Origin of the sequence: Marinobacter alkalisoli, assembly GCF_045449855.1 — a bacterium.
Classification (GTDB): Bacteria; Pseudomonadota; Gammaproteobacteria; order Pseudomonadales; family Oleiphilaceae; genus Marinobacter.
Window position 1 is genome coordinate 36965 of record NZ_JBJJLC010000064.1, and the last position, 13051, is coordinate 50015.

Consider the following 13051-nt stretch of genomic DNA (forward strand, 5'->3'; position numbering starts at 1 on the left):
GGCCGTTGATCGGCGTGTGGCGCAGCTTGGTAGCGCACTTCGTTCGGGACGAAGGGGTCGCAGGTTCGAATCCTGCCACGCCGACCACTTTCCCGTCTTTTCAGTAGTCTCCGTATCTTCCCCCAATCTCTTTTCGAGAATATTCTCTGGACCGGTATCGGCACCAGATAAAGTACCTGTCTCTGGCTGGTGGCCGGTAGTCGCTAGTTAGACCATTTTGTTTGGTAGACTTTGATTTACCTCAAGCGTCAACAAACGAAGTCAGGACCAACACCGGAGAACAGCAATGATCGGATACGTAACCATTGGCGTCAGCGATATGAACAAGGCCAAGCAGTTCTACGCAGATCTTCTCGGAGATCTGGGTGCGAAAGTGCTGCTGGATATGGAACGCATTGCCTTTATTGGCAAGAGTATGGGTTCATCCATGCTGGCGGTTTGCAAACCGTATAACGGTGAACCGAATCACCCGGGTAATGGCAACATGGTCGCCATTCATCCAGGGTCGAAGGAGGCGGTGGATGCCCACTACCACAAGGCGATTGATTTGGGTGCCACCTGTGACGGTGAGCCGGGGCAGCGCATTCCGAATCAGTTCTACGGTGCCTACGTGAAAGACCCGGATGGCAACAAGCTGGCATTCTTTCACTTCGGTTAATGCAATAGCCCTCTGATGAGGGCTATTGCTGGAACCTCAATGTTCGTTGATCAGCTTGCTGTGGCCGCCACTTCTGCCTTGCCGGTTTTTATCAGCGCATACCCGAACCCGATCACCAGCGAACCGACTGCGATGGCAAGGAGATAGGGCAACACCACGCTGACGGCATTGGGTATCGCCAGCACGAACAGCCCGCCATGGGGCGCCATCAGCTTGACCGTGAACAGCATCGACAGGGCACCGGTAATCGCGCCGCCAATCATGCATACCGGGATCACCCGCAACGGATCCTTGGCCATGAACGGAATGGCGCCCTCGGAAATGAAGCAAAGTCCCAGCACGAACGACGCCCTACCGGCCTGGCGCTCGGCTTCCGCAAACTTGCGGCGTGCCACAAATGAGGCCACACCCATGCCGATGGCCGGCACCATGCCCGCCGCCATAATGGCGGCCATGGGCGCGGAACCGCCACTGCCCTCGGACAGTAGGCCGACGCCGAAGGTATAGGCCGCCTTGTTGACCGGTCCGCCCAGATCGAAACACATCATCGCGCCCAGGATACCGCCCAACACAATGGCGTTGGTGGTGCCCATGCTCTCCAGAAAACCGGTCAATCCAGCCATGATGGCGGCCATGGGTTCACCCAACACGTAGATCATGCCCAGACCGGTCACTAGGCTGGCCAGCAACGGAATGATCAGAATCGGCTTGAGAGACTCAATGCTCTCCGGCATGGGCAGTTTCTGGCTGATAAAGCGCGCCACGTAACCCGCCAGGAAACCGGCGGCGATACCGCCGAGAAAGCCGGCGCCGAGTTCGCCCGCCAGGAAGCCACCAATCATGCCCGGCGCCAGCCCGGGACGGTCGGCGATGGACCAGGCAATGTAACCGGCCAGCAACGGAATCATCAGCTTGAAGGCGGTACCGCCGCCGATCTGCATCAGCGCGGCCGCCAGGGTGCCTTCTTCCTGGAATGCCTCGATACCGAACACAAAGGACAGGGCAATCAACAGGCCGCCGGCAACCACCATTGGCAGCATGAACGACACCCCGGTCAGCAGGTGTTTATAAGGGCCGCGTTTCTCGCCACTGCCGGCACTGGTGGTCGCCTTCTGCTGGCCCGCGTCCAGGACGACAGCATCCGACAGGGCAGCGCGCACGGTGTCCGCCGGTTTCTTCAGGGCCGCACCGGTCGAGGTACGCCACACCGGTTTACCGGCAAAACGGCTGGGGTCGACCTCGATATCGCAGGCAAGGATGACCACGTCCGCAGCCTGGATTTCTTCGTCGGTCAGGGGATCCTGGGCGCCCACCGATCCCTGGGTTTCCACCCGGATGTGGTGCCCGGCCTCCTGCGCCGCCGCCGTCAAAGCCTCGGCTGCCATAAAGGTGTGGGCGACACCGGTGGGACAGGCCGTGACGGCAACGATGGTCCGGCCACCGCCCGTGGAAGCCGGCGAAGCGGTTTCCGGAACGTCATCCGTCGCCGGGTCCCAGGGCGTGGCTTCCCGTTCCGCGCTGTCCAGCACCGCTGCGGGATCCGGCAGGGCAGCGGTTACCGTCAACTGATACAGGGACTTGCCGGCGTAGGCGGTCAGATCCACCGGTGCGCCAAGGGCAGCGATGACCAGATCCGCATCGCGGATGGCGGTCTCATCCGGGGCCGACGACACCTTCCCTCCGGGACCACGGATATCGGTGGTCACATGCCACCCGCGTTGCCTGGCGGCCCGCTCCAGAGCCCGGGCCGCCAGAAAGCTGGTGGCCACGCCCTGGGGGCAGGAAGTCACAAGAATCACATTCATAACGGCATCTCCCCATTGTTGTTCTCACCCGGCCAGGGCTGAACCCGGGTTTGTGCAAGCAGTTTCTGGAATGTCGGTGCGACGGGGTTGCCAACACCGACATGTTGGACGCATTCAACGGACAGGGCGGTGGCGAAGGCCAGTACCTGCTCCGCCCCGTGGCCACTGAGGTCACCATGCACCATGCCCGCCAGCAGGGTGTCACCCGCACCAACGGTACTGACCACAGACACCGTCGGGGGTACCGACCGCAGACTCCCGCCGGGACGGAGCCAGAGCACGCCGCCCGGGCCCATGGAGACAATGACCTGGGATATCCCGGATGACTGCAGTCTGGTTGCGGTATCGGCCACCTCTGCCAGGGATCCCTGGGGCTCACCGGCCCAATCCGCGAGCTCATCAATGTTGGGTTTAACGGCAGTAGGCGTAGCCTTCACACCGGCTTTCAATGCTTCACCACTGGTATCCAGCCATACCGGTTTTGCTGCATCGTTAATCCCTGTGATCAATGTAACCAGGGAGGCTTCAGAAAAACTGGCCGGCAGACTGCCGCCGATTACCACCGCATCGCATCGAGGGATCAGCGACGCCAGCCGCCGCTCAAGTTGTGTTATTGCGGTTTCCGTTACCTCAAAGCCCGGACCATTCAGGTCCGTCACCCGGCCATTCTGTTCTGCAATCTTGATATTGATGCGGTTCTGGCCCGGAATGCGGACGAATTCATCCTGCAGACCTTCATCCTCAAACAGCCGTTCGAAGGGCGCGGCGTTAGCGTCCCCTAAAAATCCGCTGACCGTCACCGAGTGGCCCAGTTGCGCCAGCACCCGCGCCACGTTAATGCCCTTGCCGGCGGCATCCAGACGGGTGCCATCGGCCCGGTTCACACTGCCCAGGGTGATCGTGGAAACCCCGGCGGTCAGATCCAGGGCGGGATTGAGCGTGAGGCAGAGAATCCTGGCCATTACAGGGCCTCCAGGGCATCGCGGACCTCGACTGCGCTGGCCTTGCCAAGGGCCAGTTCCGCCTGCTGACGGGCGCCGTCCAGGGTCAGACCACGGATGCAGGCCTTGACCAGCGGCACCCGGCGGCTGGTCACCGACAGCTCATCCACGTCCAGCCCCACCAGCACGGGAATCGCCTGGGGATCGGAAGCCAGTTCGCCGCACACCCCCACCCAGCGATGATGGGCATGGGCGGCTTCCACCGTCAGCTGGATCAGGCGCAACACCGCCGGGTGCAGGCCATCGGAGTCGGCGGACAACTGACCGTGGCCGCGATCGATGGCCAGGGTGTACTGGGTCAGGTCATTGGTTCCGATGGAAAAGAAATCCACTTCCGGCGCCAGGGTCCGTGCCAGCAGGGCACAGGAGGGGATTTCGATCATCACCCCCACCTGGACATCGCTGGCGGGCACCTCGGCCTGCACCTTTGACACAATCGCCCGGGCGGCACGGAACTCCTCCAGGTCCTTGACCATGGGAAACATGATGCGCAGGGGACGGTCGCCGGCAGCGGTTAACAGCGCGCGCACCTGGGTTTCAAGTATCTCCGGCCGGGTCAGCGACAGGCGGATGCCGCGCATGCCCAGAAACGGATTGTCTTCCTTGGGCAGGGGCCAGTAATCCAGCGGTTTGTCACCGCCGACATCCAGGGTACGAGCCACCAGGGGCAGGCCATTCAGGGCGTCGAAGGCATGGCGGTACTCCCGCACCTGGGTGTCGAGATCCGGTGCTTCCGGGTGCGCCATGAAGATGAATTCGGTGCGCAGCAGACCAATGCCGTCCGCTCCCCGCTCCACGGCATCCGGTGTGTGGGCAGTATTGCCGAGATTGGCGCAGACCTCGAGGGTGTGGCCGTCGCGGGTAGTGGCGGGTTGGTGGCGGTGTTCATGGGCTTGCGCCTGCAGGGTTTCCAGTTGTTCCAGCCGGCGACGGATACGTTCGCAACGCTCCGCGCCGGGATTGGGCACCAGGCAGCCACGCTCGCCATCCACCACCAGGTCGGCGCCATCGGCGATGGTCAGCACCTGTTCCCCGGCGCCCACCACCGCCGGCAAACCCAGGGCACGGGCGAGAATGGCGCTGTGGGACGTGGCGCCGCCACGGGCGGTCACCAGACCCCGAACGCGGGAGGTATCCAGGCGGGCGACATCGGAAGGTCCGAGATCATCCGCCACCAGTATGTAGGGCGCCTCCGGCGGCGTCGGCATGGCCACGCCACAGAGATTGGCCAATACGCGCCGGCCGACGTCCCGCAAATCGGCAGCACGCTCTGCCAGCAGGCGGTCGGCCAGCGCTTCCTGGGCCCTGGCGGCGGTATCGATGGCTTTCCACCAGCCCGCCTCGGCGGACCCGCCTTCGTTGATGGCTTCCACTGCCGCCTGGTAGAGGTCATCGTCCTGCAGCATCTCCACATGCACCGACAGGATCGGTGCCGCCTCGCCCCCTTCGGCGTAACGAATCAGCGTCCGTAACTGGCCATCGGCGTCATCAACGGCCCGATTCAGCCGCTGGACCTGCTGTTCACTGTCGTCAGCGGTGGCGGGGTAATCCAGGGTCGGCTGGCGCAGGACGAACGCCGGTGCCAGGGCCAGGCCGGGGGAGGCGGCAACGGCTTTCAATGGCTGGTCATTCACCAGCGGCTCGGGCGCGGCCCGGGATTGCTCCGGCGCGTGCTGTTCACTGGACCGCAACGGGGCTACTTCTTCTCCCAGCCCTTCGGTAATCGCCCGGGAGAGGTCTGCAACGGCCTGTTCAGCCTCATCCCCCGTGGCTGACAGCAACAGCACCTGACCACGGCGTGCACCCAGACTGATCACCCGGGTCAGGCTGGTGGCGGACACCGCGCTACCATCGCCGTCCAGCAATCGCACCCGGATACTGGCATTGTGACGCCGGGCTTCCTGCACCAGCTGTTTCGCCGGTCGGGCATGCAGCCCGTGGGCATTGAGCAAGGTCACTTTCGCGGTGACCGCATTCGCCGCCTCGCCGGACAACCGGGCCAGCAAAGCATCAGCCCCCAGCCCTTCGATGGATTCGTTGCGGGCGAGGAAGTTATCAATTCGATCCAGCAGGTCATGGCATTCATCCCCCTGACCGGCGAGACAGAACACCCCCTTGAGTTCCGCCGTTGGCTTTTTCGGGGTCGCCAGTGACAGGGTGGGACGTTTGGCACCGACCGTATGATGGGTCAGCCAGAACCCCTGCCCAAGCGCCACCGGCGGCTGGCCAACGATCTCGCTGAGAAAGTCCGTGCCCACGCACTGGAGACTCTGCAGACGGGCCGCCGCGATCAACGCCAGCTCATTGGCTGTTCGGGCCTCCACCCCCAGGCACAGGGTGTCACCATCGCATTTCGGCACCACCGGCGCCCGGGACAGCAGTGCCACCAACTCGGAGGCATCCGCCGTCTTCGCCAACTGGTCGGCGAGGCCCGGCTTGTCCAGCACGCGGGTCAGATGCCGCAGGATATCCAGGTGCTCATCGGACTGGGCGGCAATGGCCACCAGCACATGAACGCGAGCGCCATCGTGCCAGCTTATACCTTGTGGGAACTGCAGAATGCGGATACCGGTCTCCAGCACCGCGTCACGACTTTCAGGGGTACCGTGGGGAATGGCAATGCCATTCCCCAGAACGGTGGAAGACTGCCGTTCCCGGGCCATCATGCCGGCCAGGTAATCCGGAGAAGTGCGGCCGGCGGATTCCAGATCCCGGGCAGCCTGCTGCAGTGCATCCTGCCAGTCAGTGGCGGTTGCGCCGAGTCGAACGTCGTTGGCGGTCAGCGTCAGCATGATCGTTGCCTCGCTTTGTTGTTGTGATACGGAGGTATCATATTTTCATTGCTGAATCGTGTCAGCATGCTTAGAATCGATAATGAAACAGATATGATCAGAAATCAAGCAATCTCTGGATACCGATAACAAGCCGAGGGAGTAGCCGTTCATGACACTCGCCGAACTAGCCCGCCTGGCCGGTGTATCAAGAACCACCGCCAGCTATGTCATCAATGGCCAGGGAGCGGCACGGCGGATCAAGCCAGACACCATCGATAAGGTTCTGGCGGTGGCCCGCGAACACAACTTCCAGCCAGATACCCAGGCCGCCGCCCTGCGGGGAGGCGCGAGCCGAACGCTGGGATTCATCCTGCCGGACCTGGAGAACACCAGTTACGCCCGGCTCGCCAAACTGCTGGAGCAAGGCGCGCGCGCGCAGGGCTACCAGTTGCTGATTGCCGGTTCGGACGATAATCCGGAGACTGAAAAGGCCTTGGCCCAAGCCCTCAAGGCGCGGCGCTGCGACGCCCTGATCGTCGCCAGTGCCCTGGCCCGGAACGATCCTTTCTACCCCGGATTACAGAAGGAGGGGCTGCCAGTGATAGCGGTGGACCGGGCCCAGTCGCCGGAAATCATCCGTTGTGTGGTCAGTGATAACCGGACAGCGGCGGAGGCCCTGACCCGGTCCGTGCTGGACAGTGATACCAGGACCATCGCCTGGCTTGAAGCCGTTCCCGGGATTGCCATGACGCGGGAGCGCCGCGAGGGCTTTCTGGCCGCCGCCGATCACCCCGGTGTCACAACTATCGTAGAAAGTGGCCCCCATTATGACCGAGCCACCGGTGCCGAGATGATGCAGCGGATCCTCCGGGAGCGAGGCCTTCCAGACGCCCTGGTAACCGCCTCCTACACCCTGCTGCAGGGGGTGCTGGATGTACTGCTGGAACAACCCGGGGGACTGCCGCACGACTTGCGCCTGGCCACCTTCGGCGATGACCGCCTGCTGGATTTTCTGCCGCTTGCGGTGAACTCCCTGCCCCAGAACCATGAGGCCATTGCCAATGCGACCCTGGCACAGGCGATGGCCGCTATTGGACGTGAGAGCGCGGTTAAAACTGTCACCATTAACCGAACGCTCAAAAATCGACCAGTCGCCAGGAGAAACCATTAAGATATAATGTTGCAGCAAGAGTGATGACTTTGTGTTAGCTTCGTGTGCGTACTAGCGTGCACCAGCACGGGGCATGCTCTCATCAACGACCACTCTGCCAGGGAGGTGACAATGGCTGACGTACCAATCGTCCCCGAGCAGAATCATCTGCTGGCGGCCTTGCCGAACAGCGCCAAAGCGCGGATTTTTCCACAGCTCAAGCTGGTTGAAATGGAGCTGGGTGAGGTGATTTACGAATCCGGCCAATCCATCGAGTCTGTCTATTTCCCGACCAACTGCATCATTTCACTGCTTTACGTTATGCTCAGCGGCGCTTCCGCCGAAATCTCGGTGGTGGGTAACGAAGGTATGGCCGGTATTGCAGTATTCATGGGGGGAAACAGCACCCCCAGCCGTTCCATTGTGCAAAGCAGAGGCTTTGCTTACCGGATGCCTTCGACGGAACTCAAAGTTGAGTTCAACAACGACGCCGACGTGCGGGTTCTGATGCTGCGTTATACCCAGGCGCTGATCACCCAGATGTCCCAGACCGCCGTATGTAACCGCCACCATTCGATCGATCAGCAACTGTGTCGCTGGCTGCTGTTATCTCTTGATCGTCTCCCGGACAACCGGCTGACAATGACTCAGGAGCTGATCGCCAACATGCTGGGCGTCCGCCGGGAAGGGGTCACCGAGGCCGCTGGCAAGCTGCAGAAACTGGGCGTCATCGAGTATCATCGCGGCCACATAACGGTCATTGACCGGTCACGCCTCGAAGCGCTCTCCTGTGAATGCTACGCCGTAGTGAAGCGGGAAACCGACCGCCTGGCTTCCGACAACCTGAAGTACTAGTGTCCCGTCTGGCTAATTCGTTAACCTACTGCGGGGCACTAGGTTGATTGGTGGCTTTCCAGGACAGGGTTCAGCCCCCCGATCACGGGCCGCCGGTTCAATATCTTGACCCGGTACATGGCTGTATCCGCTTGTTTCAGAAGCTCGTTGGCGGTCTCCCCGTTGTCGGGATAGACACTCACCCCGATACTGAGCTCAAGCGCCACATCATGCCCTTCGATATCTATTGGGACAGCAACGGCTTCACGTATTTTGTCAGCCACGGCAAAGGCGTGGTCGGGCTGGGCGATCTCGCTCAATAACACCACAAACTCATCGCCGCCATAGCGGCAGATTGTATCCGTCGCCCTTACACAACTCTGCAGTTTTCCGGCCAGTGCCGCCAGGATAATGTCACCGCTGTCATGGCCGAGAACGTCATTGATATCCTTGAAATTATCAAGATCAATGAACAGCAGGCCCATCTGTTTGCCGTGTCGCCGGGCCAACGCAAGGGACTGCTCGAATCGCTCATAGAACGCGTTGCGGTTGTGCAGGCCGGTCAGCTCATCATGCTGGGCAAGATACGCCATGCGGGCGGTGGTTTCCCGGGAAAAGCGGGCGTCATGGAATACAATCACCGCTCCGACAACGACACCGAAGCGGTTGTGGATAGGCGCCGCCGAGTCTTCGATCGCAAGCTCCACACCGTCTTTGGCTACCAACAGTGCGTTCGCTTCCAGTGCCACAATGCAGTCTGACTGAATGGCGCGCCGGGCCGGATCGGCTTTCGGTTTGTGGGTGCTCGCATCCACCACACGAAAAATGTCACTCAAGGGCCGCCCGATGGCTTCGTAGCGGCTGAAGCCGGTCAGCGTCTCTGCCACCAGATTCATGTAGGATACCCGCCCGTCAATATCGGTGCTCAACACCGCATCACCTATGGAGTCGAGGGTGACCTGGGCCCTTTCCTTCTCCTCGAACAGCTCCTCCTCGGCCTTTCGCCCAGCCTTCTCACGGGCTTTATAGGTGCTGATATCCTCTATCGTATGTACATAGCCGTCGCCGGGCGCGTTGTCGGTCAACATCGCCGCGTTGTGGCGGGCCCAGATAACCTCTCCGTTTGCACGCTTTAACCGCGTTTCACACAGGAACGACTTATGTCCCTGCACCGCCGCGTTCCATTGGCGGAGGATCCGGTCATGATCCAGCGGATGGACAACCGAACTCCAGTGCGATCCGATCAGCTCGTCGCCGGTCCAGCCACAGAGTTTCTGATAGGCCGCATTGCTATAGAGGCATTTGCCATATTGGTCCGTCACCAAAATGCCCAATGGCAGGGCATCACTGAGTGGAATGCTTTTTTCCAGGCCGGCGTTGGCCTGTGTGTCCGCCGCCATCGGGAAGAAATCTCGATATCGCAGCATGGTTTACTCCCAGTTTTCGATATTTCCGCAGCTTCACGGTTCGGCAACGCTTCTCGTTTCTAACACTAGGGGCTCAGGCCACACATCGTCCGTTCGCTAACGCACACAGGAGGATTCCTCTGGGCGGAAACCCCAACACTCGCTATTCCGGGGCCTCAAGGTGGAGTAGACTCAATTGACGTAACTCAGACACCGGATTTGGGAGGCACAGTTTTGGGAGGCACTATGGACGACACCCACGAAAACCCGAATGCCGAAAGCCATGAACGGCTGCGCCGCAGCGCCAGGGACCTGATCGACCACGGTGTGCCGCCGCCCAACCATAGCGGTACGCTCAGCGTGGAGGCGCTGCAACTGCTTTACCAGCGCGCGAGCAAACCCGAATCCGCCGCCGACGCCCTCAAGCTACTCCATGAGCTTCAGACCTATCAGGTGGAGCTGGATCTTCTGCATGAGCAGCTTCAGGCTAACGAACACGAAATCAGCGAAGAACTGGCATACTATAAGTCGCTCTATGAGCTGGCTCCCGCCGCCTATCTGATCGTCGCTAACGACGGTGAGATTATTGAAGGCAACCAGGCCGCAGGCGTGCTTTTCGATGAATCCGCACAGCCACTGACCGGCAAGGCCCTGTACGCGCTTCTGGCCCCCGGCCAGGAAAGTGCAGTGAACGCACTGCTCAGAAAGACGAAAGAACAAGACTCAGGTAAACAGGGCGCTGCAAGCGTATCGGTTGAGCTCCCGGATCTCAGGAGGCTGACGATTACCGCAAATTCTGCCCTCTCCGGCGACTGTGTTTTGATGATCCTGACTGAAGCCACGACAGGCTCCGCCAGGTCCTGATGCGTATTGTTGGTATTGGCGCGTCCGCCGGCGGCCTGGCTTCCCTTGAGGACTTTTTTCGCAATACGCCGTGCGATACCGGCATGGCGTTTCTGGTGGTGCAGCATCTGGACCCGACCCAGAAGGCAATGCTGCCGGAACTCCTGCAGCGCTATACCGAAATGCCGGTGTATGAAGCGGAGCAGAACATGCCGGTTCGTGCGGATTCGGTCTATGTCATCCCACCGAACCGGGAGCTGCGGGTGGTTGATGACACCCTGAAACTGGATCAGCCAGCGCAACCCCGAGGGCTGCGCCTACCCATCAATGTGCTGTTCTCATCCCTGGCCAGCGCACAGAGTGAGCGGGCCATTGCTGTTGTACTCTCCGGCATGGGCTCTGATGGCACTCTGGGCCTGCAGGCCATCAAAGCCACTGGCGGGCTGTCGGTGGTGCAGACTCCTGACTCGGCGCAATTCGATGCCATGCCCCAAAGCGCCATAGCCGCGGGATGTGCCGACATTGTGGCGCCAGCCGATGAATTACCGGATCGCATACTGGCTTATGTCCGACGCGTTCCCGAACCGGGCCGTAGCCCGGAACACACCCCCAAGGCCCACACTTCGCTGACGCGGCTGGACCCCATTCTCCGCTTGTTGCGACAGTACACCCGGCACGATTTTTCCCTTTACAAGCCGACGACTCTGAACCGTCGGATTGAGCGCCGCATGGCCATTCATGCTATCTCGGATCTGACCGATTACACCCGCTTCCTGAGCGAAAACAACCAGGAAGTAGAGCTGTTGTTCCGGGAATTGCTGATCGGTGTTACCCAGTTTTTCCGGGATCCCGAAACCTGGGACTACCTGGTCGATACGGGGCTGCCAGAACTTCTTTCCCGGCAGCCACCGGAACACACCCTGCGCGTCTGGGTAGTGGGCTGCTCAACCGGGGAGGAGGCCTATTCCCTGGCCATTGCGTTCACCGAAGCTCAGGAACACATCGGACCAGGCAGGAAACTGGACCTGCAGATCTTTGCCTCTGATATCAGCCCGGAAGCCATTACCGTGGCGCGACGAGGGCAATACCCACTGAATATTGCAGACTCCGTGTCGGAAACCCGGCTGTCGCGCTTTTTCACCAAACACGACAACCATTACCAGATACGGCCATCGATACGGGACAAGGTATTGTTTGCCCGGCACGATGTCATTCTGGATCCACCTTTCACCAAGCTGGATCTGATTGCCTGCCGCAACCTGCTGATTTATTTCGACCTCGCGCTGCAACGGCGGATACTGCCGTTGTTCCACTACAGCCTTCGTCCCAACGGATTGTTGATGCTCGGCAGCTCGGAAACCATTGGCCGGCTGAATCATCTGTTCGCACCGCTGAAGCCGAAAATGCGCCTGTACCGATGCAAGCCCTTCCAATCCGTCCGCCACTCTGACTTCCTGCTAAAATCGTTTCCTCCGATGTCCACCCTGCCCAAGGAGCATCCCGTGCCATCCAACCAGGTTCCCTCACAAGAGGTTGCCACCACCCTGCAATCCGCCGCGGATTATCTGCTGCTGCAGGTCTATTCACCGGCCGCTGTGGTGCTCAATGCGGACGCCGATATCGTTTATATCAGCGGGCGTACCGGCAAGTATCTGGAACCCGCAGCCGGCAAGGCCAACTGGAACATCCATGCCATGGCCCGGGAAGGGCTGCGCGAACCCCTGTATACCGCATTGAAACAAACGCCTGGCGAAACAGAACCGGTGGAGCTCACAGGATTATTGGTACAGACCGACGCTGGCACTCAGGCCGTTGACGTGACCCTTCAGGCCATCCGTGAACCCGATGCCCTGAAGGGCATGACCATGGTGGTGTTCCGCGATGCACCCGCACTGGCGGCCTCCCGGCGCAGCAAACCTGCTTCGGCGGCCGACTCGGACCACGCTGCGGAAATCCAGCGGTATCAGAAGGAAATTGAAAGCCTGCGACAACAGGCAAAGCGGACGCGGGAGGAACTGCAGGCGTCCAACGAAGAGCTTCAGTCCACCAACGAAGAGCTGCAGTCCGCCAATGAAGAATTGACAACGTCCAAGGAAGAAATGCAGTCAATGAACGAGGAACTGCAAACCATTAACACGGAGCTGCAAACCAAGCTGGATGACCTCGCGCTCGCCCAGAGCGATATGCAGAACGTGCTCAACAGCATCGAAATCGCGGTTCTGTTCCTGGATCAGGACCTGAATGTGCGGCGCTATACCGAGCGGGCCGCAGCCATTATCAGCCTGCGGGAAAGCGACATCGGCCGCCCGCTCAGCGACCTGACCACCAGCCTCCGTTACCCGGAGCTTCAGGACGACGCCCGGCAAACCCTGACGACCCTGGCGGTCAGCGAGAAGCAGATTACCACCGACGATGACCGCTGGTTTTCGGTCAGGATCATACCCTACCGGAGGTTGGATAATGTGATTGACGGGGTCGTCATCACCCTGGTGGATATCACCGCGACCAAGAAACTGGAATCCTCCTTACGGAAGAAACCCGAGGCCTGACCGGGTGGCCAGGCCGGGCTCTTCCACAAGA

The 13051-nt window shown here is 60.7% G+C and carries 9 protein-coding genes and 1 tRNA gene; 6 read left to right on the forward strand and 4 right to left on the reverse strand.

The window, feature by feature from the left end:
- The first annotated feature begins 10 nt into the window (after positions 1–10).
- Positions 11–87, forward strand: a tRNA-Pro gene (locus ACJO5Y_RS20745).
- A 199-nt stretch (positions 88–286) separates the two neighbouring features.
- A complete protein-coding gene (locus ACJO5Y_RS20750; RefSeq protein WP_406989843.1) occupies positions 287–658 on the forward strand; it encodes a VOC family protein in 372 nt (123 codons plus the stop codon).
- A 50-nt stretch (positions 659–708) separates the two neighbouring features.
- Here the strand turns inward: ACJO5Y_RS20750 and ACJO5Y_RS20755 are convergent, their stop codons facing one another.
- The 3 genes from ACJO5Y_RS20755 to ptsP are packed head-to-tail and all read right to left on the reverse strand — an operon-like array spanning position 709 to position 6256.
- The gene (locus ACJO5Y_RS20755; protein WP_406989844.1) at positions 709–2463 is read right to left on the reverse strand and encodes a PTS fructose-like transporter subunit IIB; all 1755 of its coding nucleotides are present in this window, start codon (positions 2461–2463) and stop codon (positions 709–711) included.
- Positions 2460–3425, reverse strand: coding sequence for a 1-phosphofructokinase (gene pfkB / locus ACJO5Y_RS20760; protein ID WP_406989845.1), 966 nt, complete (start codon positions 3423–3425; stop codon positions 2460–2462). Before pfkB ends, ACJO5Y_RS20755 begins: the two co-directional genes overlap by 4 nt.
- Positions 3425–6256: a phosphoenolpyruvate--protein phosphotransferase gene (ptsP, locus tag ACJO5Y_RS20765; RefSeq protein WP_406989846.1), complete on the reverse strand. Its 2832-nt coding sequence runs from the start codon at positions 6254–6256 to the stop codon at positions 3425–3427. Before ptsP ends, pfkB begins: the two co-directional genes overlap by 1 nt.
- A gap of 151 nt (positions 6257–6407) precedes the next feature.
- On the opposite strand from ptsP, the gene cra reads away from it, so the two are divergent.
- Both cra and ACJO5Y_RS20775 read left to right on the forward strand, forming a co-directional pair.
- Complete coding sequence (cra, locus tag ACJO5Y_RS20770; RefSeq protein ID WP_406989847.1) at positions 6408–7409, forward strand: catabolite repressor/activator; 1002 nt, start codon at positions 6408–6410, stop codon at positions 7407–7409.
- Between the two features lie 111 nt (positions 7410–7520).
- Positions 7521–8243 (forward strand): Crp/Fnr family transcriptional regulator, encoded by a 723-nt coding sequence (locus ACJO5Y_RS20775; protein ID WP_406989848.1) that lies wholly within the window; start codon positions 7521–7523, stop codon positions 8241–8243.
- 38 nt (positions 8244–8281) lie between these two features.
- On the opposite strand, the gene ACJO5Y_RS20780 is transcribed toward ACJO5Y_RS20775, so the two are convergent.
- Positions 8282–9649 (reverse strand): diguanylate cyclase domain-containing protein, encoded by a 1368-nt coding sequence (locus ACJO5Y_RS20780; protein ID WP_406989849.1) that lies wholly within the window; start codon positions 9647–9649, stop codon positions 8282–8284.
- A 225-nt stretch (positions 9650–9874) separates the two neighbouring features.
- Here ACJO5Y_RS20780 and ACJO5Y_RS20785 point away from each other — a divergent pair, with 225 nt between their 5' ends.
- Both ACJO5Y_RS20785 and ACJO5Y_RS20790 read left to right on the forward strand, forming a co-directional pair.
- The gene (locus tag ACJO5Y_RS20785; protein WP_406989850.1) at positions 9875–10492 is read left to right on the forward strand and encodes a PAS domain-containing protein; all 618 of its coding nucleotides are present in this window, start codon (positions 9875–9877) and stop codon (positions 10490–10492) included.
- On the forward strand, positions 10492–13020 hold the full coding sequence (locus ACJO5Y_RS20790; protein WP_406989851.1) for a chemotaxis protein CheB: 2529 nt from the start codon (positions 10492–10494) through the stop codon (positions 13018–13020). The genes ACJO5Y_RS20785 and ACJO5Y_RS20790 overlap by 1 nt, the downstream gene beginning before the upstream one ends.
- Positions 13021–13051: the final 31 nt, after the last annotated feature.

What these genes read in the sequence shown, in the direction of transcription:
- ACJO5Y_RS20785 (WP_406989850.1), top strand. Translation starts at nt 9,875, where the DNA reads ATGGACGACACCCACGAAAACCCGAATGCCGAAAGCCATGAACGGCTG.
- ACJO5Y_RS20790 (WP_406989851.1), top strand. Translation starts at nt 10,492, where the DNA reads ATGCGTATTGTTGGTATTGGCGCGTCCGCCGGCGGCCTGGCTTCCCTT.
- ACJO5Y_RS20755 (WP_406989844.1), bottom strand. Translation starts at nt 2,463, where the DNA reads ATGAATGTGATTCTTGTGACTTCCTGCCCCCAGGGCGTGGCCACCAGC.
- cra (WP_406989847.1), top strand. Translation starts at nt 6,408, where the DNA reads ATGACACTCGCCGAACTAGCCCGCCTGGCCGGTGTATCAAGAACCACC.
- ACJO5Y_RS20750 (WP_406989843.1), top strand. Translation starts at nt 287, where the DNA reads ATGATCGGATACGTAACCATTGGCGTCAGCGATATGAACAAGGCCAAG.
- ACJO5Y_RS20780 (WP_406989849.1), bottom strand. Translation starts at nt 9,649, where the DNA reads ATGCTGCGATATCGAGATTTCTTCCCGATGGCGGCGGACACACAGGCC.
- ptsP (WP_406989846.1), bottom strand. Translation starts at nt 6,256, where the DNA reads ATGCTGACGCTGACCGCCAACGACGTTCGACTCGGCGCAACCGCCACT.
- ACJO5Y_RS20775 (WP_406989848.1), top strand. Translation starts at nt 7,521, where the DNA reads ATGGCTGACGTACCAATCGTCCCCGAGCAGAATCATCTGCTGGCGGCC.
- pfkB (WP_406989845.1), bottom strand. Translation starts at nt 3,425, where the DNA reads ATGGCCAGGATTCTCTGCCTCACGCTCAATCCCGCCCTGGATCTGACC.